Origin of the sequence: Dactylosporangium cerinum (assembly GCF_042653625.1) — a bacterium.
Taxonomy (GTDB): domain Bacteria; phylum Actinomycetota; class Actinomycetes; order Mycobacteriales; family Micromonosporaceae; genus Dactylosporangium; species Dactylosporangium cerinum.
The window spans coordinates 1-23,406 of sequence record NZ_JBHSIU010000005.1 but is presented as its reverse complement, the minus strand read 5'-3'; the positions used below and the strand labels follow the sequence as shown (position 1 = coordinate 23,406).

General features: G+C 71.7%; 22 protein-coding genes. 11 read left to right on the top strand and 11 right to left on the bottom strand.

From position 1 onward, the window contains the following. Nucleotides 1-15: 15 nt before the first annotated feature. Nucleotides 16-948, top strand: a complete 933-nt coding sequence (locus ACFPIJ_RS03440) for an RNA polymerase subunit sigma-70 (protein WP_380113103.1) — start codon at nucleotides 16-18, stop codon at nucleotides 946-948. Between the two features lie 3 nt (nucleotides 949-951). Then, the gene (locus ACFPIJ_RS03435; protein ID WP_380113102.1) at nucleotides 952-1,725 is read left to right on the top strand and encodes a CsbD family protein; all 774 of its coding nucleotides are present in this window, start codon (nucleotides 952-954) and stop codon (nucleotides 1,723-1,725) included. 55 nt (nucleotides 1,726-1,780) lie between these two features. Here the strand turns inward: ACFPIJ_RS03435 and ACFPIJ_RS03430 are convergent, their stop codons facing one another. The 5 genes from ACFPIJ_RS03430 to ACFPIJ_RS03410 all read right to left on the bottom strand — a co-directional run bounded on the left by ACFPIJ_RS03430 (nucleotide 1,781) and on the right by ACFPIJ_RS03410 (nucleotide 5,882). Next, entirely contained in the window at nucleotides 1,781-2,191 is a 411-nt protein-coding gene (locus ACFPIJ_RS03430) for an SPW repeat domain-containing protein (protein ID WP_380113101.1), read from the bottom strand. Nucleotides 2,192-2,226: 35 nt separating this feature from the next. Beyond that, nucleotides 2,227-3,816 carry a glycoside hydrolase family 10-like protein gene (locus ACFPIJ_RS03425; protein ID WP_380113100.1) on the bottom strand — a complete coding sequence of 530 codons (1,590 nt, stop codon included), beginning with the start codon at nucleotides 3,814-3,816 and terminating at the stop codon, nucleotides 2,227-2,229. Nucleotides 3,817-3,859: 43 nt separating this feature from the next. Further along, entirely contained in the window at nucleotides 3,860-4,885 is a 1,026-nt protein-coding gene (locus ACFPIJ_RS03420; RefSeq protein ID WP_380113297.1) for a DUF4407 domain-containing protein, read from the bottom strand. Beyond that, nucleotides 4,886-5,071 (bottom strand): hypothetical protein, encoded by a 186-nt coding sequence (locus tag ACFPIJ_RS03415; protein ID WP_380113099.1) that lies wholly within the window; start codon nucleotides 5,069-5,071, stop codon nucleotides 4,886-4,888. It abuts the gene before it with no gap. A gap of 166 nt (nucleotides 5,072-5,237) precedes the next feature. After that, a complete protein-coding gene (locus tag ACFPIJ_RS03410) occupies nucleotides 5,238-5,882 on the bottom strand; it encodes a GNAT family N-acetyltransferase (RefSeq protein WP_380113098.1) in 645 nt (214 codons plus the stop codon). A gap of 176 nt (nucleotides 5,883-6,058) precedes the next feature. Here ACFPIJ_RS03410 and ACFPIJ_RS03405 point away from each other — a divergent pair, with 176 nt between their 5' ends. From ACFPIJ_RS03405 to ACFPIJ_RS03390, 4 genes are all read left to right on the top strand, one after another. Continuing rightward, nucleotides 6,059-7,147: a helix-turn-helix transcriptional regulator gene (locus tag ACFPIJ_RS03405; RefSeq protein ID WP_380113097.1), complete on the top strand. Its 1,089-nt coding sequence runs from the start codon at nucleotides 6,059-6,061 to the stop codon at nucleotides 7,145-7,147. 29 nt (nucleotides 7,148-7,176) lie between these two features. Then, nucleotides 7,177-8,277: a hypothetical protein gene (locus ACFPIJ_RS03400; protein WP_380113095.1), complete on the top strand. Its 1,101-nt coding sequence runs from the start codon at nucleotides 7,177-7,179 to the stop codon at nucleotides 8,275-8,277. 96 nt (nucleotides 8,278-8,373) lie between these two features. After that, nucleotides 8,374-9,843, top strand: a complete 1,470-nt coding sequence (locus ACFPIJ_RS03395) for a glutamate-cysteine ligase family protein (RefSeq protein WP_380113094.1) — start codon at nucleotides 8,374-8,376, stop codon at nucleotides 9,841-9,843. Further along, nucleotides 9,840-10,586 (top strand): enoyl-CoA hydratase-related protein, encoded by a 747-nt coding sequence (locus ACFPIJ_RS03390; RefSeq protein ID WP_380113092.1) that lies wholly within the window; start codon nucleotides 9,840-9,842, stop codon nucleotides 10,584-10,586. The genes ACFPIJ_RS03395 and ACFPIJ_RS03390 overlap by 4 nt, the downstream gene beginning before the upstream one ends. Before the next feature lie 8 nt (nucleotides 10,587-10,594). Here the strand turns inward: ACFPIJ_RS03390 and ACFPIJ_RS03385 are convergent, their stop codons facing one another. The 3 genes from ACFPIJ_RS03385 to ACFPIJ_RS03375 form a co-directional block, all read right to left on the bottom strand. Then, nucleotides 10,595-11,815, bottom strand: a complete 1,221-nt coding sequence (locus tag ACFPIJ_RS03385) for a bifunctional glycosyltransferase family 2/GtrA family protein (RefSeq protein WP_380113091.1) — start codon at nucleotides 11,813-11,815, stop codon at nucleotides 10,595-10,597. Between the two features lie 105 nt (nucleotides 11,816-11,920). Continuing rightward, complete coding sequence (locus tag ACFPIJ_RS03380) at nucleotides 11,921-13,882, bottom strand: glycosyltransferase family 39 protein (protein ID WP_380113090.1); 1,962 nt, start codon at nucleotides 13,880-13,882, stop codon at nucleotides 11,921-11,923. A 41-nt stretch (nucleotides 13,883-13,923) separates the two neighbouring features. Next, nucleotides 13,924-14,421 (bottom strand): winged helix-turn-helix transcriptional regulator, encoded by a 498-nt coding sequence (locus ACFPIJ_RS03375; RefSeq protein ID WP_380113089.1) that lies wholly within the window; start codon nucleotides 14,419-14,421, stop codon nucleotides 13,924-13,926. 66 nt (nucleotides 14,422-14,487) lie between these two features. Between ACFPIJ_RS03375 and ACFPIJ_RS03370 the strand changes: the two genes are divergently transcribed. From ACFPIJ_RS03370 to ACFPIJ_RS03355, 4 genes are all read left to right on the top strand, one after another. Next, nucleotides 14,488-14,994: a PaaI family thioesterase gene (locus ACFPIJ_RS03370; protein ID WP_380113088.1), complete on the top strand. Its 507-nt coding sequence runs from the start codon at nucleotides 14,488-14,490 to the stop codon at nucleotides 14,992-14,994. Between the two features lie 197 nt (nucleotides 14,995-15,191). Further along, on the top strand, nucleotides 15,192-16,895 hold the full coding sequence (locus tag ACFPIJ_RS03365) for a S8 family serine peptidase (protein ID WP_380113087.1): 1,704 nt from the start codon (nucleotides 15,192-15,194) through the stop codon (nucleotides 16,893-16,895). Between the two features lie 31 nt (nucleotides 16,896-16,926). Further along, complete coding sequence (locus ACFPIJ_RS03360; protein ID WP_380113085.1) at nucleotides 16,927-19,416, top strand: putative bifunctional diguanylate cyclase/phosphodiesterase; 2,490 nt, start codon at nucleotides 16,927-16,929, stop codon at nucleotides 19,414-19,416. 11 nt (nucleotides 19,417-19,427) lie between these two features. Beyond that, entirely contained in the window at nucleotides 19,428-20,126 is a 699-nt protein-coding gene (locus tag ACFPIJ_RS03355) for an NRDE family protein (RefSeq protein WP_380113084.1), read from the top strand. Between the two features lie 58 nt (nucleotides 20,127-20,184). Here ACFPIJ_RS03355 and ACFPIJ_RS03350 read toward each other — a convergent pair whose 3' ends face one another. The 3 genes from ACFPIJ_RS03350 to ACFPIJ_RS03340 are packed head-to-tail and all read right to left on the bottom strand — an operon-like array spanning nucleotide 20,185 to nucleotide 22,182. Beyond that, nucleotides 20,185-21,060 carry an SDR family NAD(P)-dependent oxidoreductase gene (locus tag ACFPIJ_RS03350; protein ID WP_380113083.1) on the bottom strand — a complete coding sequence of 292 codons (876 nt, stop codon included), beginning with the start codon at nucleotides 21,058-21,060 and terminating at the stop codon, nucleotides 20,185-20,187. Next, the gene (locus ACFPIJ_RS03345; protein ID WP_380113082.1) at nucleotides 21,057-21,704 is read right to left on the bottom strand and encodes a DUF998 domain-containing protein; all 648 of its coding nucleotides are present in this window, start codon (nucleotides 21,702-21,704) and stop codon (nucleotides 21,057-21,059) included. The genes ACFPIJ_RS03350 and ACFPIJ_RS03345 overlap by 4 nt, the downstream gene beginning before the upstream one ends. 16 nt (nucleotides 21,705-21,720) lie before the next feature. Then, a complete protein-coding gene (locus tag ACFPIJ_RS03340; RefSeq protein ID WP_380113081.1) occupies nucleotides 21,721-22,182 on the bottom strand; it encodes a DUF4396 domain-containing protein in 462 nt (153 codons plus the stop codon). Nucleotides 22,183-22,318: 136 nt separating this feature from the next. Here ACFPIJ_RS03340 and ACFPIJ_RS03335 point away from each other — a divergent pair, with 136 nt between their 5' ends. After that, nucleotides 22,319-23,281, top strand: coding sequence for a LysR family transcriptional regulator (locus ACFPIJ_RS03335; RefSeq protein ID WP_380113080.1), 963 nt, complete (start codon nucleotides 22,319-22,321; stop codon nucleotides 23,279-23,281). Nucleotides 23,282-23,406 lie beyond the last annotated feature (125 nt).

Genomic DNA, 23,406 nt, shown 5'->3' with positions numbered 1-23,406 from the left:
CCCTAACATACGGTGGTGGAGGAGTACCGCCGCGAGCTGGAGGTCCACTGCTACCGGATGCTCGGCTCGCTGCACGAGGCCGAGGACCTGGTGCAGGAGACGTACCTGAAGGCCTGGCGCGCCCGCGACGGCTTCGACGGACGGTCATCGGTGCGGACCTGGCTCTACCGGATCGCCACCAACGCCTGCCTCGACGCGCTCAAGGCCCGCCCCCGCCGCGCGCTCCCCGTCGACCTCGGCCCCGATGAACCCGCCCTCTGGCTGGAGCCGATCCCCGACGCCGTGCTGAACCAGGCGCAGGCCGGCCCGGAGGCGGCGCTGGTCGCAAAGGAGGGCGTCGAGCTGGCGTTCCTCGCCGCGCTGCAGCACCTGCCGCCCCGCCAGCGGGCCGTGCTGATCCTCCGCGACGTGCTGGAATGGCCGGCCGCGCAGACCGCGACCCTGCTGGACATGACCGTGCCGGCCGTCAACAGTGCCCTGCAACGGGCCAGGACCAGCATGCCCGCGCCGTCGAAACCGGCCACCGCGGCCGAGCACGAGGTCGCCCGCCGCTACGCCGACGCCTTCCAGCGCGGCGACATCCCGGCGATGATCCGTCTCCTCGCGGACGACGTCAGGGCCTCGATGCCGCCGCTGCGCATCTGGTACCGGGGGCGAACGGCCGTCGAGCAGGCCCTTCGGGAAAGCCGTGCGGCCCTCGGCGAGGTCCGGGTCCGCTGCACCTCGGCGAACCGCCGGCCCGCCATGGTGTCCCATATCCGCCCGCCGGGCGAGACGGACTGGCAGCCGTTCGCGGTCGCGATTCTGCACGTCACCGCCGGCCGGATCACCGAGATGGTCGCCTTCCACGACCCCGCGGTCGTCGCGCTGTTCGACGGTAGGGAAAGCCCCACGGCAGATCGGCGGGCTGGCACGCGTGTCGCGGAGGGCCGGAACGGGCACGGTTGAGGTGTGCAGTGGGCCTACGTCGTGATCTTCGTGCTGCTGGTGTTGGACTGTCTGCTGCCGGTGCTGCCGGCAGAGACCAGTGTCATCGCCGGCGGGGCGCTGGCGGCCGGTGGGCAGTTGCAGTTGCCGGTGGTGCTGGTCGCGACGGTGACCGCGGTCGCGGCGGGTGACCTCCTCACCCATGAGGCCGCCCGGCGGGGCGGGCGCCGGCTGTTCGGCAGGTGGACCTGCAAGGGGCGATCGCGACGGGCCCTGGCGAAGACCACCACGGCGCTGCACCGGTGGGGCGGCGGCATCGTGGCGGCCGGCCGGTTCGTGCCGATGGGGCGCACCACGGTCGCCCTCGTCACCGGCTACGCAAGGTTCCCGCGCCGGCGGTTCCTGCCCGCGCTGCTGCTCGGCGCGGTGCTGTGGAGCTGCTACATGGTGTCGCTCGGCTACCTCGGGGGGCGGGTGTTCGACCAGCCGTACGCCGCCGCCGGGGTGGGCAGTGTGGTGTCCCTCGCGGTGACGGCGGTGTTTGCGGTATGGCAAGTACGGGCACCCCGGAGTGCAGGACAAGACCGAACGGAAGGATCAGCGATGAGCTTCACGGACAAGGTCGAGCACAAGGCTGAAGAGCTCAAGGGTGCCGCCAAGGAGAAGTTCGGCGACGCCACCGACAACGAGCGGCTGCAGGCCGAAGGTGCCGCCGAGCGTGCCGCCGCCAAGGCGAAGCAGGCCGGCGACCACGTCAAGGACGCCGGCGCTGATGTCAAGGACGCGTTCACGAACTGACCGCACTGACACCCATCGGGCCCGCCCAGCGCATCGGGGCGGGCCCGAAGTCACGTCAGGACGAGGCGGACAGCCCGGTGCAGATCAGCATGACCAGGCCGACGGCGAGGTCGTTGGCCGTCGGGGTGCTCCACCCGTACTGCAGGACCAGCGGCGCGATCAGCAGCCAGCCGGCGAGGCCGGCGGTGACCCAGGCCAGGGCCGGGGTCGGGCGCAGCAGCCGGACCATGGTGACGATCGCGACGGCGATGCCGACGACCGTGTCGCCCCAGAACACGTCGTAGCGGCCGGCGCCGATGTAGCCGATCGGCACCGCGGACACCACCAGCCAGACTGCGGCCAGGAACACCACGGCGAGGAACGGGGCCGGGGAGGACTCCCGGCGTTCGGTGCGCTCCTCGACGTCGGCGGTGACCCGGGTGTGTGCGGGGGTGGTGAAGTCCTGGTCGGAGATGAAGCTGGTCATCGTCCGAACCTGCCGCGGTCCGGGATGAGCCGGGCTCACCTCGCCGGAGTGCTCTCGTTCCACGAGCGGTCCAGCGCCGTCACGCAGTAGGTGCCGGCGGCGTCCGGGACGGTCAGCGAGCCGTCCCCGCCGCGGCGCACGGCCAGCAGGTTCGCCTTGTCGCCCTGGACGCGGTACACGGCCGAGTTGGTGCCCTTGCCCTTCCAGGTGAGCGAGGTGCCGGACAGCGAGACGCGGGGCGGGGCGGGGATGTCGGCGGGGAGCTGCGCCATGATCGGCGGCAGTGCCGGCGTCGAGTAGAAGCTGGCCGCGTACTTCGACACAGAGCCCAGGGCGTCGCTGCGCATGCTCTTGGCGCTGAAGTGAACGCTGCCGGTGACCTGCGGATACTTGCGGTTCAGGGCGAGCTGGCGGTCCAGTTCGCCGGCGTCGGACCAGGCGCCGGCCTGCCCGACGCGGTAGTCGGCCTGGCCGATCCACAGCTGCACGTCGGTGTCCTTGACCACGGCGGCCCACCAGGGCAGCAGCTTGGCGTAGTCGGCGACGTCGAAGCCGATGTTCCAGTACAGCTGCGGCACGATGTAGTCGAGCCACTCCCGCTGCACCCACAGGCGGGTGTCGGCGTAGATCTCGTCGTAGGACTGCAGGCCGCGGGTCGGGGAGCCCGAGGGGTCGGTCCGGTCGTTGCGCCAGATGCCGAACGGGCTGATGCCGAACTTCACCCACGGCTTCAGCTTGCGGATCTTGTCGTGCATCTCCTGGACGAGCTTGTTGACGTTGTCGCGGCGCCAGTCGGCCCGGCTCTTCCCGTTGCCGTACAGCGCGTAGGCGGCGCCGTCCGGGTACTCCTGCTTGCCGACCGGGTACTGGTAGAAGAAGTCGTCGAAGTGCACGCCGTCGATGTCGTAGTTCTTGACCGCCTCGAGCATCGAGTCCTCGACGAACTCGCGGGCCGCCGGGATGCCCGGGTTGAAGTGCAGGCGGCTGCCACTGGTGCCGGCCGCCGGGTAGACGACCGCCCACTCGGGGTGCTTGCGCAGCGGGTGGTCCGGGGCCAGGGCGTTGATGTCGGATCCGGCGCCGGACGGCGCGGGCTGGCTGCCCCGGTACGGGTTGAACCAGGCGTGGAACTCCAGGCCGCGGGCGTGGGTCTCGTCGATCATCCAGCGCATGAGGTCGAAGCCGGGCGCCTTCCCCCGCACCCCCGTGATCCACTCGGACCACGGCGCGAACTTCGACGGCCAGAGGGCGTCGCCGCTGGGACGCACGTGGACGAAGACCGCGTTGAGGTTGCGCTTCCCGGCGAGGTCCAGCCAGCCCAGGTATTCGGACTTGATCTGCTCATCGGGCAGCCCGGGGCGGCTCGGCCAGTCGATGTTCTCGACCGTGGTGATCCAGATGCCGCGCAACTCCCGGGGCGCGCTCAGCGGGACCCCGTCGCAGCGCAGGTCGCCGCGGGGCCGGGACCGGTCGGCGCGCTCCTCGCCGCGCCCCGACGGCGCGGCGTTGGACGAGGTGGAGCTGACCCAGACCGCCCGGACGGCGCCGACGCCGGCGACCACCGCGAGGACGACGCCGATCACGATCGGCAACACCGGGGGACGGCGGGGCAGGCTGTGACGCACGTCGACCAGTCTGCCCGGTCCCGAAGCCCCCATTGCAAGCGATTCAGGAACTTCTGGACGAAGAGGGGAGGGACTGGTCCTCCAGTTCCGCCATCAGGCGGGCGGTGGCCTGTTCGACCGCGGCGTCGACCAGGCGCCGCTCCGCGACCACGGTGTCCAGTCCGTCGCCGGCCACGTCCCGCGCGGCCGTGGCGACGCGGAGCTCCTGCTCGTGGCGTTTCGTCGCGCTCAACTCCTGGCGGCGGGCGGCGCGGGCCTCGGTGCGCTCGTAGGCGTTGCCGTGCGAGACCAGCTTCAGCCACACGGCCGCGCAGTCCAGGCAGACCAGCAGCGCGGCGACGCCGAGGTAGAAGAAGCCGAACCCCCAGAAGTCGCTCTTGACCAGGTGCCACATCGCGGTGGTGCGGGCGCCGAAGCCGGCGCCGGCCTCCACCGAGCGCCGGTTGTCGGTCCGTTGCTCGGCGATCTGCCCGTTGAGTGCCGATATCTGCTTCGCGCGGTCCAGGCGGGCACCTTCTTGCGTTTTCTGTAACGTGGCGGCCTCATCGTCGAGCCGGGTGGCCTCCGCGCTCAGCGCCCGGGACTGCTGCACGAGGGTGTCGCAGAACCCTCCCGCGGGGCAGCCGGCCCGCCGGGTCACCCCGTCGGCGTGCGAGTCGGCCAGGGCCCGGTCGTAGACCTCGGCCGCCTCCTGCCGCTTGGTCGCGGCGAGTTTGTGCAGGTCGTTGACGGCGGCGTCGTCGGCGGTGTCCTGCTGGCGCAGCGCGTCGACCTGCCCGGTGAAGGTGGCGATCGCGCCGGACTGTTCGAGCTGGATGAGCTGCCGGTTGTGCACGGTGCCGAGGTACGCGTCGATCTCGCCCTTGTACCGGGCCAGCATGAGCGGCTCGGTGATGACGACCGCGAAGAGCAGGGCGAGCAGGAGCCGGCCGGCGTACAGGCCGAGCGTTGTGCGCCGCAGCAGCAGCCTCGGATCGGGGGAGTCGAGGCTGTCGTAGCTGACCGCGACCCGGCCGACGACGGCCCGGTCGTAGGCGATCACGGCGGCCGCGACGGGCGGTCCGACCAGTCACTGCCACCAGGGATGGGCGTAGTTGGTGCTCGCGTCGACGAAGGTCGCGGCGCCGACGATCGCGTAGATGCCGTACAGCAGGATGAAGACCCCGATCGAGCGGTACAGCGCCCGGTCGGTGTGCGTCCGCACGCTGGCGGGGTTCACGTTGGCGACCCGCAGGAGCAGCGTGTGTCGGGTCATGACCCAGACGGTACGCGAGGATAAGTCGCATTTGTGGCATTCTTCGGCACTCGCTGAGCGGCACCATGTCGATCAGCGAGGTCACCGTGCAGAAGTCGGAACTCATGGTGCGGGCGAGGTCGTGCGCGCCGGCGACCGCGCCGACCTGCAGGACCCCGCCCTACGCTCACTCCGGACCGTCCAGATCGTCCAGGTCCTTCACCAGGATCTTGCACAGCTCGGGTTCACGGATCTCGCTGCCGTCCTTGAAGACCACGTAGTACGTGTCGACCAGGCCGTGCGGCCACTCCGCGAACCCCAACCGCAGATACAGGCGCTCGGCATCGGCGTTGTCCAGGCTGATGCCGAGCGCCAACTGCGTGTGCCCCTGCTTCCGGACCAGCCGCTCGGCGGCGTGGACCAACGCGGTGCCGAAGCGGTTGTTGCGCAACGGTTCGACCACCCGCAGGCGGTTCAGCAACGGCACACCCGGCAGGTGTTTGCGCAATTCGGCCTCTTCGGCGTCCTCGAACCATACGTAGACACAGCCCACGGCTTCGCCGTGCAGCCATGCCACCAGGAGGACGCCGTTGTCCTCGGATTGTCGTGCCATTCGCTCGGCGAAGAATGACGCGTCGCCGAACGCGGCGACCACGAGGTCGAGCTCAGGCTCGATCGCGGGTCTGACCTCCAGATGATCTGACAACACCAAGCAATAGTGCCTTCTCGTGCGACCAGGGTCGATGCGGTGGCCGATGAGCGCCGGGGTCGGGGCGGGGCGGCGATCCACCACCCCGACCCCGGCTCCGCATTGCCGGGCCGCCCCCTCCACCGGTCCGACATATGCAGGTCACGGAATTGACGGCAACTTTCCTGACGTCAGACTAAACTTCAGTTCTAGCTGAAGCAACGCATCGACTACAGACGCTTGACCAGCGGTTTGCTATGGTGAACGCCGTCAGGAATGTTCATCCAGATTCTGAAGTCCGAATCGTCCTAAGGATGCTCATGGCGGCGTCGACACAGAATGCGAAAGCCCGGCTGGCGGTCCGGCTGAAGTCGCTGCGGACCGAAGCGGACGGCACCGCGCTCACCCAGAGCCAACTGGCCAAGGCCCTCGGCGTCAGCCCGCCCCTCATCTCGTCCTGGGAGTCGCCCGGCAAGCCGGACCTGCCGCCCGTCGGGCGGATCAGCTCCTACGCGCGGCTGTTCTGCACCGGGCGCTCCTTCGCCGGCGGCCGGGTCCGGCTCATCGGCGAGGACGACCTCGACCACGACGAGCAGGCCCGCCGCCGGGAGCTCGAAGAGGAACTGCTGATGCTGCGCGACGCCGCCAACGGCAGCGCCACCGGCCCGTTCCGGCCCGCCGAGGAGGAACTGCGCCGGCTGCACAGCGGGCCGCTGTGCTTCGCCGACAACCGCCCGATCACCATCGTCTGTGCCCGGCTCCCACCCGAGTTCCGGCGCAACATGCCCTACGTCGACCCGGCCGAACCCGACTACACGGAGTCGTACACGTACGCCGACCTCGACACCCTGCTCGAACTGCACGGTCACATCCGCGCCGCCAACCCGCTCAGCGTCATCCACATCCGCGCCGACGACGCCCTGTCCGCCGACGATCTCACCACCCACCTGGTGCTCCTCGGCGGCGTCGACTGGAACCTCCTGACCCGCGACCTGCTCGGCCGCCTCGACGTGCCCGTGTCGCAGCGTGACCGCCTCGGCGACGACGAGACCGGCGCCGCGTTCCAGGTCCGCCACGGCGACGACGTCCAGATCTTCGCCCCCACCCTGGTCGACGGCCGGCTCGTCGAGGACGTCGCCCACTTCTACCGCGCACCCAACCCCTACAACCGGCTGCGGACCGTCACGATCTTCAACGGCATGTTCGGCCGGGGCACCTATGGCGCGGTGCGTTCCCTGACCGACGAGAGGTTCCGCGACCGTAACGGTGGGTACCTCGCAGCGCGGTTCGCATCTCGCGATACCTTCAGCATCCTCACGTCGGTGCAGATCGTCAGAGGGGAAGTCTTGACACCTGACTGGACGGTCCCCGAGACCCGGCTGCACGAATGGCCGGAGCCTACGGAGTGACCCGAGGGCCGCAACCGGTCCCACCGCGGGTGCACGCGCACCACGCGTCGCACACGCGACTGCTCAGCACCGCCACGGTCCGCTCGACCCGGCCCGCCGGCGTCAACGCGGTCATCGTGCCGACCGCCCGGCCCTACGGCTACCTGCGCGACGCCGCCGAGCTCGTCAAGGACCTCAACTGCCAGCTCATCGTGCTGTGCAGCAAGTGGGCCGACGCCGGCCGCGCCCTCGACCTCGCCGCCGACGTCGGCGTCCGCGTGGTCACCGTCGACATCGACGACGACCAGCCGCGCCTGCCCGACCTGCGCACCTCGTCGATGCTCAACGAACATGGCTGGCGGCGCTTCTCCCGCAAGACCGACACCAGCCTCAAACGCAACGTCGGGCTCGCCCTCGCCCGCATGGTCGGCTGGCGCTTCGTGCTCTTCCTCGACGACGACATCCGCGTCGAAGAGCCCGGCGACATCTGGGACGCCGCCGCCCTCGCCGAGACCCACGCCGCCGTCGGCCTGGTCAACCAGGGCTTCCCGGACAACTCCGTGGTCTGCCACGCCTACCGCAGGACCGGCGGCATCCAGGGCACGTTCGTCGGCGGGGGAGCCCTGGTCGTCCAGGTCAACCGGACCACCTCGTTCTTCCCCAACATCTACAACGAGGACTGGTTCTTCCTGCTCAACGGCCACGGCATCGACCCCGTCACCACGGTCGGCAAGGTCACCCAGAAGGAATACGACCCCTTCCGCGACACCGTCCGGGCCCGCGGCGAGGAGTTCGGCGACACCCTCGCCGAAGGCGTCTACGCCCTCCTCGACGACGGGAAGACCATCGACGCCGCCGACGCCGGCTACTGGGAGGCGTACCTCACCGTCCGCCGCGACTTCATCCAGCAGGTCCTGCAGCGCCTGCCCCGCGCGATCGTCGCCGACGAGGCGGAGCGGCAGCGCATGGCGGCCGCCCTCGCCGGCGCGCACGGGCGCAGCCTCACCATCACCCCGGACCTGTGCGTCGAATACCTGCGGGCGTGGTCCGCCGACCGGCGGCTGTGGCAGTCCTGGCTCGGCAAGCTGCCGCACAAGCCGTCGGCCGAGGCGGCACTGCGCTACCTCGGCCTGAAACCGCACGTCGCCTGAGGCTGGATCTCGTCGACGCCACTGGGACGCAGGAGTAAAAGTCCGCGTCCCGTGGTATGCCAGATGCACGCACGGCTCCGGCGGAGGTGGGCATCCATGGGCAGGGACGTCGAAACGACCGAATTCAGCCGGGAAGACCGCATGCGCTATCGCGACAAGGTGCGCCAATGCCTCGATGCGTTCGCCAGGATGCTGGCCGACGCGCACTTCGAAGACGGCGACGGCATGAGCGGCCTGGAGATCGAGCTCAACCTCGTCGACGAGCAGCACGACCCCGCGCTGCGCAACCAGCGGGTCCTCGACGCCCTCGCCGACCCGGCGTTCGTCACCGAGCTCGGCCAGTTCAACATCGAGATCAACGTGCCGCCCCGGCGGCTCGCCGGCGACGGGCTCGCCCGGTTCGAGGACCAGGTCCGGGCCAGCCTCAACGCGGCCGAGCAGCACGCGGCGGGCGTCGACACCCGGCTGGCGATGATCGGCATCCTGCCGACCCTGCGCCGCGACCAGCTGACCCCCGACGTGCTGTCGGCCAACCCCCGCTACGCGCTGCTCAACGAGCAGATCTTCGCCGCCCGGGGCGAGGACCTGCTGATCGCGATCGACGGGGTGGAGCGGTTGCACGTGCGCTGCGACTCCATCGCCCCCGAGGCCGCCTGCACCAGCGTCCAGTTCCACCTGCAGGTCAGCCCGCAGCAGTTCGCCGCGCACTGGAACGCGGCCCAGGCGATCGCCGGCGTCCAGGTCGCCCTCGGCGCCAACGCACCCTTCCTCTTCGGCCGTGAGCTGTGGCGCGAGACCCGCATCCCGCTGTTCGAACAGGCCACCGACACCCGCGCCGAGGAGCTCAAGTCCCAGGGGGTGCGCCCCCGGGTCTGGTTCGGCGAGCGGTGGATCACCTCGATCTTCGACCTGTTCGAGGAGAACGTCCGCTACTTCCCCTCGCTGCTGCCCATCTGCGAGGACGAGGACCCGATCGCCGTCCTCGACGGCAACGGCGTGCCGAAGCTCGGCGAGCTGCGACTGCACAACGGCACCGTGTATCGCTGGAACCGCCCGATCTACGACGTCGTCGACGGCAAACCGCACGTCCGCGTCGAGAACCGGGTCCTGCCCGCCGGACCGACCGTCGTGGACAGCATGGCCAACGCCGCCTTCTACTTCGGCCTCGTCCGCCGCCTGGCCGAACAGGACCGCCCCGTCTGGACGCAGATGTCCTTCGGCGCCGCCGAGGAGAACTTCCACACCGCCGCCCGCCTCGGCATCGACGCGTCCGTCTTCTGGCCCGGCCTCGGCGCCGTCCCGGTGACCGAGCTCGTGCTGCGCCGCCTCCTGCCGCTCGCGCACGAAGGCCTCGACGGGTGGGGCGTCGACCCCGTGCACCGCGACCGGCTGCTCCGCGTCATCGAGCAACGCTGCCTGACCGCCCGCAACGGCGCGTCCTGGCAGGTCGAGACCGTCCACCGCATCGCGGGCGCGGGTGAGATCGACCGCGACGACACCATGCGCAAACTTCTGGCGGAGTACCTTCCCAGGATGCATTCCAACGTGCCCGTCCACGAGTGGTGACCGGCGGCCCCGGGGCCTCCGGGGGCGCGGTTCGCGCCGACGTCGACGGCCCGGTCGCGACGCTGCTCATCGACAACCCCGGCAAGCGCAACGCGCTGACCGCCGCCATGTGGCGCGCCATCCCTCACCTGCTGGCCGACCTCGCCGCCGACCCCGTCGTCAAGGTCGTGGTCGTCGCCGGGGCGGGCGGCACGTTCTGCGCCGGCGCGGACCTCGACGACGCGGCGGCGATCGCGGCCGACGGCGAGGACGGCGTCGCCGTGCACGCCGAACGGGCCCTGGCCGCCTTCCCGAAACCGACCATCGCCCGCATCGACGGCTTCTGCGTCGGCGGCGGCTGCCAGCTCGCGGTCGCCTGCGACCTGCGGTTCGCGGGAGACGACAGCCGCTTCGGCATCACCCCGGCGAAGCTCGGCATCGTGTATCCGCGCTCGACCACCCGCCGCCTGGTCGCGCTCGTCGGCCCGTCCAGGGCGAAGCTGCTGCTCTTCACCGGCGAGCTGCTCGACGCGCGGACCGCCGAGCGGATCGGCCTGGTCGACACCGTCGTGGCCACCGACTCTCTCGCGGCCACGGTGCGCGACACCGCCGCGGTGATCGCCGGCCGCTCCCAGCTCAGCGTCCGCGCGGCCAAGGCGATCATCGACGGCTGGGACGGCCTGGTCCAGCAGGACCCGACGGAGATGGCGGAGGGCATCGCGGCGTTCCGGCAGCGTCGCGCTCCGCGGTGGCCGTCCGGCTGAGCCGGGTGTCAAGCCTTGCGGAACACCCACACCCGCATCAGCACGAAGCGCAGCACCGTCGCGGTCAGGTTGGCGATCACCAGCACCAGCACCTCCACCAGGTGCGGGTGGACCGGCGCGGCCGAGGCCAGCAGCGCGAGGGAGCCCGAGGTCAGCGCCAGGCCGAGCGCGAACAGCAGCAGCCCCTGCGCCTGGTGCCGGCCGGCGTTCGCGGCGCCGCGAACGGCGAACGTGACGCGCCGGTTGAGCGCGGTGTTGCCGACCGCGGTCACCAGCAGCGCCGCGAAGTTCGCCGCCTGTGCCCCCGCGAGGGGCCGCAGCAGCGCGAACAGCAGCAGGTACGCCGCTGTCGACAGCACCCCGACCGCGGCGAACCGCAGCAGCTGCGACGGCATCGCCGCCGGCACGCCCGCCGCGACGAGCGGCGCCCGGCCGAACTTCGAGCGCAGCGCCTGCAGCGGCAGCGTCCCGTTCAGCAGGCCGCGACCGAGGCGGGCGATACCGCGGAGGTCGGCGACGGCGGTCGAGACGATGTCGACGCGGCTGTCCGGATCGTCGACCCAGTCGACCGGGACCTCGTGGATGCGCAGCCCGGCCCGCTGGGCGAGGACCAGCAGCTCGGTGTCGAAGAACCAGCCGGTGTCCTCGACCAGCGGCAGCAGCTGCTCCGCGACGTCCTTGCGGATCGCCTTGAAGCCGCACTGCGCGTCGGAGAAGCCGACCTGCAGCGTCCCGCGCAGCAGCAGGTTGTAGGACCGGGAGATGAACTGCCGCTTCGCGCCCCGCACCACGCGGGAGCCCCGGGCCAGGCGGGTCCCGATCGACACGTCGGAGTGCCCCGACAGCAGCGGCGCGACCAGCGGCAGCAGCGCGTTGAGGTCGGTGCTGAGGTCCACGTCCATGTAGGCGAGCACCGGCGCGTCGGAGGCGTCCCAGGCGGCCCGCAGCGCCCGCCCGCGGCCCTTCTCCGTCAGGTGCAGCACCTCGACGCCGGTCAGGTCCCGGGCCAGGCCGGCGGCGACCGCGAGCGTCCCGTCGGTGCTGGCGTTGTCGGCGACGGTGATCCGAAAGGGATACGGGAAGGTCGCCGTGAGGTGCGCGTGCAGCCGGCGCACGCACGTGTCCAGGTCGCGCTCCTCGTTGTACACGGGGACGACGACGTCCAGCACCGCCGTGGCGGCGCTGGACCGGGTGATGGCGGCTGCGCGGGGAAACGTCGTTGTGGTCATGGCACCAAGGTCGGTCCCGCACCTTCCGGCAGCTTGCGACGATCCTGCGCCCCACCTGTGAAAAGGGGCCGCCCCATGACGAGACGGCCCCTGCTCGGAGACGGACTACGACAGGTCGTACACCGTGACGCCGCCGACCGTCTGTGCGGTGTAGTTGGCCGCCACCCAGGCGGCGATCTCGGCACTGACGCTGCTGCCGCCGTTGCTGCGACCGCCGACGCCGGCGCCGCCGATGAAGTAGTGGATCTCGCCGGCCGCGACGTACTGCTGGAACTGCTCCAGGCTCGGCGCGGGGTCGCTGCCGTTGAAGCCGCCGATCGCCATCACCGGCAGTTCGGTGGCCAGCTGGTACCCGGACGCGCTGTTGGACCCGACGGCTGCGCCGGCCCAGGTGTACTGCGACGCGTCGGCCCGCAGCAGCGCGACGAGTTCCGCGCTCGGGGTGGTGGCGTTGAGCAGGCCGCCCATGCCACCGCCGCCGCCCATACCGCCGCCGCCACGGAAGCCCCCGGCGCCGCCCGGGATGGTGCCGCCGGGTGCCGTCCCGCCGTTGCGGAAGCCACCCGGGCCTCCACCCATACCGCCGCGACCGCCGCCGAAACCAGCACCGGCGACCGTGGGTCCGGCCGTGACGATCGAGCCGCTGTGCGGGGTGGCCACGGTGTTCATCGAGTAGGCGACCGGCCCCCCGAGCAGCGCGAACAGTGCTGCCGCCGCGGCGGCCGGCCCGACCCGCCGGCCCAGCCGCCGCCCGAGCTGCTGGCTGACCACCAGACCCGCGGCGCCCGCCGCCCCGGCCAGCAGGACCGTGACGCGCAGCCACGGGTGGAAGTCGGTGGCGCGGGCGAGCAGGACGTAGGACCAGATCGCGCTGATCGCGACCGTGCCGGCCAGGGTGAGCAGCGCGAAGAGGTTGTCCCGCCGGCGCCACAGGGTAGCCGTGCCCATCGCGACCAGCGCACCGATCGCGGGGGCGAGGGCCACGGTGTAGTAGTCGTGGAAGATGCCCTGCATGGTGCTGAAGACGACGACGGTCACCACCAGCCAGCCGCCCCACAGGACGTAGGCGGCCCTCCGCGTCGACCAGACCAGCCCGGCGACCAGGAAGATCAGCGCCGCCGGCAGCAGCCACGACGCCTGCCCGCCGGTCTGCCCGTCGAACATGCGGGACCAGCCGGTCGTGCCCCAGCCGCCGCCGTTGCCGCCGCCCCCGCCGACGCTGCCGGTCTCGTCGCCGGTGATGCGGCCCAGGCCGTTGTAGCCGAGCGTGAGCTCCAGGATCGAGTTGGTCTGTGAGCCGCCGACGTAGGGCCGCCACGACGCCGGGGTCAGCTCGACGATCGCGATCCACCAGCCGGCCGAGACGACCAGCGCCGCGCCGGCGACGAGCAGCTGCACCACCCGGCGGCCCCAGCCGGCCGGTGCGAAGAGCAGGTACGCCAGGGCGAATGCGGGCACCACCAGCAGCGCCTGCAGCATCTTGGTGAGGAAGCCGAAGCCGATGCTGCCCGCCGCGAACACGAGCCACCAGGTGCTGCCCCGCTCCAGGGCGCGGACCATGCCGTAGACGCCGGCGACGAGCAGCAGCATGAGCAGCGCGTCGGGGTTGTTGAAGCGGAACATGAGCGTGGCGATCGGGGTCGTGGCGAGCACCGCGCCGGCGAGCAGCCCGGCCGCCGGGCCGTGCCAGCGGCGGACCGTCAGGTACAGCACCCAGACGGTCGCCACCCCGATCAGCGCCTGCGGCACCAGGATGCTCCACGAGCTGAGCCCGAAGATCCGCACGGACAGCCCGGTCACCCACAGCGCCGCCGGGGTCTTGTCGACGGTGATGAAGTTCGACGCGTCGGACGAGCCGAAGAACCACGCCTTCCAGCTCTCGGAGCCGGCCTGCGCCGCCGCGGCGTAGAAGGCGTTGCCCCAGCGGGAGGCGCTGAGGTTCCACACGTAGGCCACGAGCGTGCCGACCAGCAGCAGCCCCAGGGCCGGCCGGACCCAGGTGGGGTCCCGGGGCGGCTGCGTGGAACTGTCGGCAACGGTCAAAGGGCGGGTCAGCGTCGTCGTCATGGTGCCGAGACTGCGGGCCGGCCCTGCCAGCAGCTTGCGCCCTACCTGTGGGCCGGCTGTGAGTCCGGCACCCGCCGGCGGGCCCCCGGACCGGGGACCGGCACGACGTCGCGCGGGACGATCTCGTCGTGCCCGGATTCGCAGATCAGCACCGCGTGCACGGGCGCGCCGCAGCCGCGGTGGATCATGTCCAGCGGCGGGCCCTCCGGGCCGGCCAGGTACCGGTCGCCCCACTCCCGGACGGCGACGAGCAGCGGGTACAGGTCGAAGCCCTTCTCGGTGAGCCGGTACTCGTCGCGGGCCCGCGAGCCGGGCTCCCGGTAGGTGACGCGGCGCAGGACGTCGTTGTCGACGAGCCGGCCGAGCCGGTTGGTGAGCACCTGGCGGGGGATGCCGGTGCGTTCGCGCATGTCGTCGAAGCGGTGGATGCCGTTGAAGACCTCACGCAGCACCACGAGGGTCCACTTCTCGCCGAGGATCGCCATCGCCGCGCCGATGGTGCAGTTGTCAACAGACCATTCCAGTGCCGCAGGTCTCATCCCGAAAGGCTAACCCGCACCTGAGTCTGATTGACAGATCCAGCCGCCGAAGGCCAGGCTGCATCTATGACGCAGACTCAGGATGGGGTACGCAGCCGCACGTTCACCTGGTCCGACCCGATGCTCAACGCGGCCGAGCTGGGCCGCCGCAGCGGACTGGAGCTGCTGCAGGCGATGGCCCGCGGCGAACTGCCCGCGCCGCCGATCACCCACCTGATGGGCGCCGGGCGGATCGAGGCCGAGCTGGGCCGGGTCGTCGTGACGCTCGAGCCCCAGGAGTTCCACTACAACCCGCTGGGCAGCGTGCACGGCGGGGTCCTGGCGACGTTGCTCGACACGGCCGCGGCCTGCGCCGTCCACTCGACGCTGCCGGCCGGCGTGGGGTACACCTCGCTCGACCTCACGACGAAGTTCCTGCGCCCGGCGTCGCTCGCGTCCGGCACGCTGACCTGCGAGGGGACCGTGCTGTCCAAGGGGCGCCGGACGGCGCTGGCGCAGGCGGTGATCACCGACGCCCGCGGCGGAATGGTCGCGCACGCCACCTCCAGCTGCATGTTGTTCGACCTGACGTGATCGACATCACGCTGCGTATGCGCTGAGCAGCGAAGAGTGGCCGATCTGGTGACAACGCTGCACAACGCTCTGCCCAACCATGGACCACGGCGAGTCGTCGACCCATGGAAGGGGACCGAATGCCAAGCAGACACCGGAGCGCAGTGGGGGCCGCAGCGGCAGCGATCATCTCGATCGCTGGTGTGGCCGTCCCGGGCGTGCCGGCAGCCGCAGCGCCGCCGACGGCGTCGGCCGCCGACCAACTGACCCGCGTCATCGTCGCCTATGACGACGCCGACGCGGCCGCCCGCGCGGTCGACCGTGCGGGCGGGAAGGTCGGCCGGCCGTTGTCGATCGTGGAGAGCTTCGCGGCTGAGGTACCCAGCACCCAACTGCCCGCCCTGAGGAGCGCGCCCGGCGTGCGCTCCGTGACCCTCGACGGCGAGGTGGCACTCCAGGCCGAGCGATGGCGCGCCGACGGCGACGCCAACTCGATGTTCAGCGTCGTGCGCGCGACCGGCGCGCTGGACGTGTGGAAGAAGGACGACGCGAGCGGCAAGCCGATCGGTGGCACCGGCGTCGGCATCGCACTGATCGACTCCGGCGTCTCGTCGGTCACCGGCCTCAACGACCCGACCCGGATCATCAACGGCCCGGACCTGTCGTTCGAGTCGCAGTCGCCCAACCTCCGCTACGCCGACACCTTCGGCCACGGCACCCACATGGCCGGCCTGATCGCCGGCCGCGACCCCGGCACGAACTTCCGGACCGTCGACACGCCGACGAACTTCACCGGCATGGCGCCCACCTCGACGCTCATCAGCGTCAAGGTCGCCACCGCCGACGGCGCCACCGATGTCTCCCAGGTCATCGCCGGGATCGACTGGGTCGTCACGCACCGCAACGACCCGGGGCTCAACATCAAGGTGCTGAACCTGTCGTTCGGGACCGACACGTATCAGGACGAGAAGCTCGACCCGCTCTCCCACGCGGTCGAGGCGGCCTGGAAGAAGGGCATCACGGTCGTGGTCTCCGCCGGTAACGACGGCAAGACCCGCACCGCGCTGTCGATGCCGGCGGCCAACCCGTACGTCATCGCGGTCGGCGCCGCCGACTCGAAAAACACCGAGTCGCGCTCGGACGACGTCCTGGCCGACTTCAGCACCCGCGGCAACACCACCCGCTCCGCCGACCTGACCGCGCCCGGTCGCTCGATCGTCGGGCTGCGGGACCCGGGGTCCTACGTCGACGTCAACTACCCGACCGGGCTGGTGCCCGGCGACTCGACCGGCCGGTACTTCCGGGGCAGCGGCAGCTCGCAGGCCGCGGCCATCACCTCCGGCGCGGCGGCGCTGCTGCTGCAACAGCGCCCCAACCTCACCCCCGACCAGGTCAAGAAGCTGCTCGTCAGCACCGCCGACCCGATGACCGCCGGCGACGTCCTGGGTCGCGGATCCGGCCAGCTCAACATCAAGAAGGCGATCGAGGCGCCGACCCCGACCTTCACCCAGACCTGGGCGGCGTCGACCGGCACCGGCTCGCTGGAGTTGTCCCGGGGCTCCGCGCACGTCTCGGACCCGGTCACCGGCACCGAGCTGACCGGTGAGAAGGACATCATGGGCCGGGCCTGGACCGGCACCACCTGGGCCAACGCGGCCACCGCCGGCACGGCGTGGACCGGCGGCACCTGGAACGGCGCGACCTGGACCGGCACCGCGCTGAACGGCAACACCTCAACCGGACGCAGCTGGGTCGCGGTCGGTTGGAGCGGCAACAACTGGGCCGGACGCACCTGGAGCGGGCGCACCTGGAGCAGTGCCGTGTGGGACGGCCGCACATGGAGTGGTCGAACTTGGTCAGGTAGCACCTGGAGCGGCCGAACTTGGAGTGGAAGCTACTGGTCCGCCTCCATCTGGCAGTAACCGCACTACGAAGGCGACTTCCGGGACGGTCATGAAGAAAGCACGTGCGTGGAGTCGCCCGGACGCCCGGGTGGCGGCGCTCAGCCTCTGGCTGGGCGCCGCCACCGTCGTGGCGCACGGCCTCCGTATCCAGCACGGTGGCCTGCCCTCCAGCGCCGACGCGTTGCCGCTGATCCTGCTCGGCGCCGCGTTCGCCGTGACCGAGGGCTTCGCCGTGCACATCAGGGTCCGCCGCGGCGGCCACGCGATGAGCCTCAGCGAGATCCCGATGGTCCTCGGCCTGCTGGCGGTCGACCCGACCCTCCTGCTCGTCGTGCGCCTGCTCGGCGGCGGTCTCGGCCTCGTCGTCCTGCGCCGCCAGCGCGGCGTCAAGCTCGGTTTCAACGTCGCCCTGCTCGGCGTGCAGACCACCGCCTCGTCCGTGATGCTGTGCGCGCTCGCCGGCCCCGAGCCCGGCGACGTGGGACCGGTGCAGTGGCTCTACGTCCTGCTCGTCATGATGGTCTCCGACATCATCGCCGCGGTCCTCGTCACCGCCGTCATCGCGCTGCACGACGACCCGAGCGAGTGGAAACGGCTGCCCAGCGCGCTGCAGGGGCTGCCGCTGGTCGCGATCACCACCAGCATCGGCCTGATCAGCACCCTCGCCATCGACCGCGACCCGCGGGCCATCGCGCTGCTGACGATCGTCTCCGGGGTCACGTACAAGGCGTACCGCTCCTACGTCAGCCAGAGTCAGGGCCACGAACAGGTCGAGGAGCTCTACGCCTTCACCCGCGCTCTCGACGGCGTCCTGGACACCGGTGGCGTCGCCCGCATCGTGCTCGAACAGGCCCGCGACCAGCTGCGCGCCGAACGCGCCGAGCTGATCATGCCCGGCCCGGACGGCACCCAGATCCGGATGCGGATGCACGGCCGGCACCAGCTCGACACCACCGTCCTGGAGGCGCTGCCCGAGACCGCCTGGTGGCAGCCCGCCCGCGCCGGCACCCCCGTCCTGGTCGCCAAGGGCAGCCGGGTCGTCGGCTCCATCGTCGACGGCATCGCCGTCCCCGTGCCGCTCAGCGACGGCGCCACCGGCGTGCTGTTCGTCGCCGACAGCCTCCCCGACATCCCGACCTTCGGCGAGCAGCACGTCCGGCTCTTCCAGGCCCTCGCCAACCACGCCAGCCTCTCCCTCACCAAGGCCAGGCTCCTGGACGAGCTGCGGCAGGAGGTCGCGCAGAAGGAGCACCTGGCGCTCTACGACCCGCTCACCGGCCTGGCCAACCGGCAACGCTTCCAGGCCCTCACCGACGCGCTGCGGGCCCAGGGCGTGCCCGTCGCGATACTGCTCATGGACCTCGACCGGTTCAAGGACGTCAACGACGCGCTCGGCCACGACATCGGCGACACCCTCCTGCGCCAGGTCGGCGACCGGCTGCAGAGCCGCCTCGGCGACCGCGGCACCGTGGCCCGCTTCGGCGGCGACGAGTTCGCCGTGCTCCTGCCCGGCATCCGCACCCGCGAGGTCGCCGTGGCGGTCGGCGACGACCTCGCCGCCGCCATGGAACAGCCGATCGCCATCGGCCACCTGCGCCTCAATGCCCGCGTCAGCATCGGCATCGCCCTCGCCCCGGAGCACGGCAATGACGCGAAGACCCTCATCCAGCGCGCCGACGTCGCCATGTACGTGGCCAAGACCACCCGCACCGGCGTGCGCGTCTACCAGCCCGACGACGACCGTAACAGCCCCCGCCGGCTCGCCATGGTCGCCGACCTGCGCGAGGCCATCCAGCGCCACGACCTCGTCGTCGTCTTCCAGCCCAAGCTCGAGACCGCCACCGGCATCGTCCGCGGCGCCGAGGCCCTCGCCCGCTGGCACCACCCTGCGCACGGCTTCGTCCCGCCGGACGAGTTCATCCCCCTCGCCGAGACCTCCGGGCTGATCCGCCCGCTGACCCTGCACGTGCTCGAGGTCGCCCTGCGCCGCTGCGCGTCGTGGCGGCGGATGGGCCACGACATGCACGTCGCGGTCAACCTGTCGCCCAACAGCCTGCAGGAGGCCGACCTGCCCGACATCGTCGCCCGGCTGCTCGGCCAGGCGGGGGTGCCGGCCAGCGCCCTGACCCTGGAGATCACCGAGAGCAGCATCATGGACGACCCCGCCGGCAGCCTCGTCACCCTCGACCGCCTGCACGCCCTCGGGGTCAAGCTGGCCATCGACGACTTCGGCACCGGCTACTCCTCCCTCGGCCGCCTCCGCGAGCTCCTCATCCACGAGATGAAGATCGACAAGTCCTTCGTCCAGCGCATCGCCGTCGACCATCGGGACCGCGCGGTCGTGCGCTCCGCCGTACAACTCGGACACGCCCTCGATCTCGAAGTCGTCGCGGAGGGCGTCGAGGACGAACAGACCCTCAACCACCTGCGCATCGAGGGCTGCAACCTGGTTCAGGGCTACTTCATCTCCAAGCCCCTCCCCGCCGACGAGTTTGCCGACTGGCTGGCCGCGCGGGTGCCTCAGCTCGGACAGGCATAACCTTCACCCGCATGTGCACCGTGCTCCTCCGCTTCGACCCCGCCGCCACCTGGCCCCTCCTGCTGGCCGCGGTCCGCGACGAGTATCTGGCCCGCCCCTGGGAGCCGCCCGCCGAGCACTGGCCGGGCCGCTGGGGAGGCCGGGACAGCACCGGCGGCGGGACCTGGCTCGCCGTCGACCCGGCCGGTCCGGTCGTGACGGCCCTGCTCAACGGCTTCCCCCCACTGCCACCGCTCGGCGACCGCCCGACCCGGGGCACCCTGCCGCTGACCCCGCTGCCCGAGGACTTCTCCGGTTTCGACGCCTTCCATCTGGTGCGCGCAACGCCCGCCGAAGTCGTCGTCCTGTCCTGGAACGGCACCGACCTGTCCCGGCAGACCCTGCCCCCGGGCGACCACGTGATCGTCAACCAGGGCGTCGACGTCAACACCTTCGCTCCGCTGAACGCCGCCGCCAGCCCCGACCCGGTCCCCGGCCGGCCCACCGCCGACGCGTGGGGCGACTGGGTCCCCCTGCTCGCGGGCGGCACCTTCGGCGGCGCCGCCCCACGACCGCTGCTCGTGCACCGCGAGGTCGACGGCCTGGAGTACGGCTCGGGCTCCGCTGCCCTGGTCGCCCTGCGCCACGACGCCGCCCGCTACGACTTCGCCACCACCCCCGGCCCCACCACCACCTGGCACGAGATCCCCCTACCCCCAGCGCTCGGATAGAGGGCGAGCAGTATGCGGCACTGGACGCCACGGGCTGCATGACTCCGTGGCTCCGGTCCTAGGGCAGTTCGTCCGTGGCGGTTTTGTCCGTGGCGGTTTCGTCCATGGCGGTGAGGGAGGACTGCCAGAGGCGGGCGGCGCGGTGCGGGGAGGTTGCGCGAGGGGTGGCGGCGAAGGGCCGGCGCAGGAAGTAGTAGCCGCCCGGGGCGAGGTCGGGCGCAGGGGCGTCGGCGAGCCAGAGCAGGGTGTCGGTCGCGCGGTGCGGGGAGGCGAACAGCACCGGGATCAGCTTGCCGAGCATGAACAGCGGGCTGGTGGTGGCGAAGCGGCTGCGCACCAGGCCGGGGAAGTACGCGGTCGGCAGGATGCCCAGCGGGGTCCAGCGGCGGGCGGCCTCCACGGTGAACAGGACGTTGGCCTGCTTCGACGAGCCGTACGCGAGCCAGCGGCTGCGATGCCACAGCGACTCCCGCAGTGGACGGTCGACGTCCAGGACGCCCCAGGCCTCGGCGAGGGAGGCGGTCGTGATCAGGCGGGCCGGGTGGCCGGGGGTGGCGGCGGCCTTGAGGTGGTCCAGCAGCAGGTGGGCCAGTTCGAAGCCGGCCAGGTGGTTGACCCGCAGGCAGGTCGCCCCGCGGAACAGGCCGCCGGCATTGTTGACCAGCACGTCGACGCGGTCGCAGGCGGCCCTGACCTGCTCGGCGGCGGCGCGGACCTGGGACGGGTCGGCGAAGTCGGCGCGGATCGCGAGCGGCTCCTGACCGCGTGCGCCGGCGCTGGCAGCAGCGGCGGTGCGGGTCGCTTCCAGTGCCGACGCCAGCCGGGACTCGTTGCGGCCCAGGAGGATCACCCGGTCGCCGGCGGCGGCGAAGCGTTTGGCCGCGGCGAGGCCGATGCCGGCGCTGCCGCCGGTGACGACGACGGTGCGGGTCACGGTTTCGCGCGGACGTGCACGGCGGCGGTGTGCACGAGCCAGGCCGAGACGGCGGCGAGGGCGGCGCGCTCCATCAGGCCCGTGAACAGGCCACGACCCAGGAGCAGGATGCCGATCGCGGACAGGATCAGCGGCGGGAAGGCCAGGAGCACGCCGAGGCGGCCGGCCCGGCGCAAGGTCGTGGCATCGGGTTGGGTGGCGTACACCAGGATCGCGAGCGCGCAGAGCAGCAACGCGCCGATCGCCCCGGTGGCGTGGATCAGGTCCTGCGGCCGGGGCGACTCGTACGGCGGCAGCGGGCAGCCGGGAGAACACGTGACGGCCCCGGAGAGGGCGGCCAGCGGGGCGGCCAGGGCGAGCGCGGCGGCGGCCAGGCCGGTCGGCACGGCGGCGAGGCGCCCTTTCCAAAGGGTGGCGAAGGCGTGCCAGCCGGTGTGCCGGGCCGGCCCCGCCAGCAGCGCCAGGGACGCCGCCAGCAGCAGCATGCTGCACCGGTAGAGCGTCGGGTGGGGGGCGCCGGCGACGCCGGACTCGCTCACGTAGCGCCACGGCGCCGAGCCGGCCACGGAGATGGCCAGCCCGATCGCGCCGGTTGCCGCGGTCGCGGTGGCGGCACCGGCGCACCAGCGGCTGGGGGAGGGCACCCATCCAGCCTACGGCTCAGTGGTGGACGTGGTGATCGTGGTGCTGGTGGACGACGGCGTGGCCGCGGCCGCGGGCGATCAGGAACCGGTTCACAGGGACGGTCACGACGAACGCCACGGCGAGGGAGAACAGCAGCGTGAGCCAGAACAGGGCGCTGGCCAGGCCGGCTTCCATGGCGCCCGGGACGGCCAGGATGACGGCGTTGTCGACGATCTCCATGGTGGCGATCGAGGCGGTGTCGGCGGCGAGGGTGACCGGGATCGCGGCACCGAGCGCCAGGCCGGCGGCGAGCACCGAGCGCAGGGTGAACGCGTAGCCGAACACGAACGCGAGGGCGACCGACAGCACGACGGTGGCCATGTTGCCCCAGCCGAACGCGGTGCCCAGGACCATGCCGAGGATCTCGCCGATGGCGCAGCCGGTGAGGCAGTGCAGCGTCGCGGTGATCGCCTGCCGCGTCAGGGAGGGGGTTTCCATAGCACGACCATATACCCCCGGGGGGTATAGCGGCAAACGACAGACGTGTTTCGATGATGTGTCGATCTGCGAAAACGGTGAGTCTCGATACCTCCGGGGTCTTCTCCCCATCCGGTAGACGTCCTACCGTCTGCATATGGATCTGGAGCTGCGGCACCTGCGCGTCGTGTGTGCGATCGCGGATGCCGGCAGTGTCACCAAGGCCGCCTCGATGCTGGGGCTCGCCCAGCCGGCGTTGACCGCCCAGTTGCAGCGCATCGAGCGCGCACTCGGCGGGTTGCTGTTCGAGCGGGACCGGCGCGGGGCCCGGGCGACGCCGCTGGGCGAGCTGGTGCTCGCCCGGGCGCGGGTGCTGCTGCCGGCGGTGAAAGGCCTGCAGGACGAGGCGACCCGGCTGGCCAGCACGAAGGACCCCGCCGGGCGGTATCGCATCGGCGCCGTCAACGGCCCGATCCTGGGCGGCCTGGTCCACCGGATCAGCAGCAACCACCCGGGCGCCCAGGTGAGCACGCACGCGTCGTGGTCGGCGTCCGAGCTCGGCGACCAGATCCTCGCCGGCAAGCTCGACTTCGTCCTCGTCGGCGCCTGCGGCGACGCGCCACCGGCGACGGACAACGGACTGGCCTGGCGGGTCGTGGCCGCCGACCCGGTGTTCCTGCTGCTGCCGGAGGGGCACCCGCTGGCCGACCGGGACGAGGTCGACCTGGCCGAGCTTGCCGACGCCCAGTGGGTCGCGGCGCCCGGCGACGGCTGCTTCTCGGCCTGCCACGCGGCGGCCTGCGCCAGGGCCGGCTTCACGCCGAAGGTGCTCTTCGAGACCGAGGTCCGCGGCGCGATCGACCTGATCGAGTCCGGGGACGCGGTCGGGCTGTGCCAGGCGACGCTGCGCCCGATGGCGGGCCTGGCCGCGGTGCCGATCGTGGGCGCGCCGCTGCACTGGCGGCAGATGCTCGGCTGGCTGCCCGACGGGCCGGCCGCCAGCGTCGCCGGGCAGGTGTGGGCGTATGCGATCGAGGCGTACGCCGACGCGGTGCGCAAGAACGACCGCTACACCGCCTGGCTGGGTCGCCACCCGGACCGCAGAGGGCTGGCCCTGTAGGACCAGCCCTCTGTTCCGTGCGGTTCGGCCTATCCGGTGAACGTGGCGGTGATCTGCGTGAATTGCCAGTTGTTCTGGGCGATGCCGCTGCAGTTGGACACGACGCCGCCGCCGGCGCAGCCGCG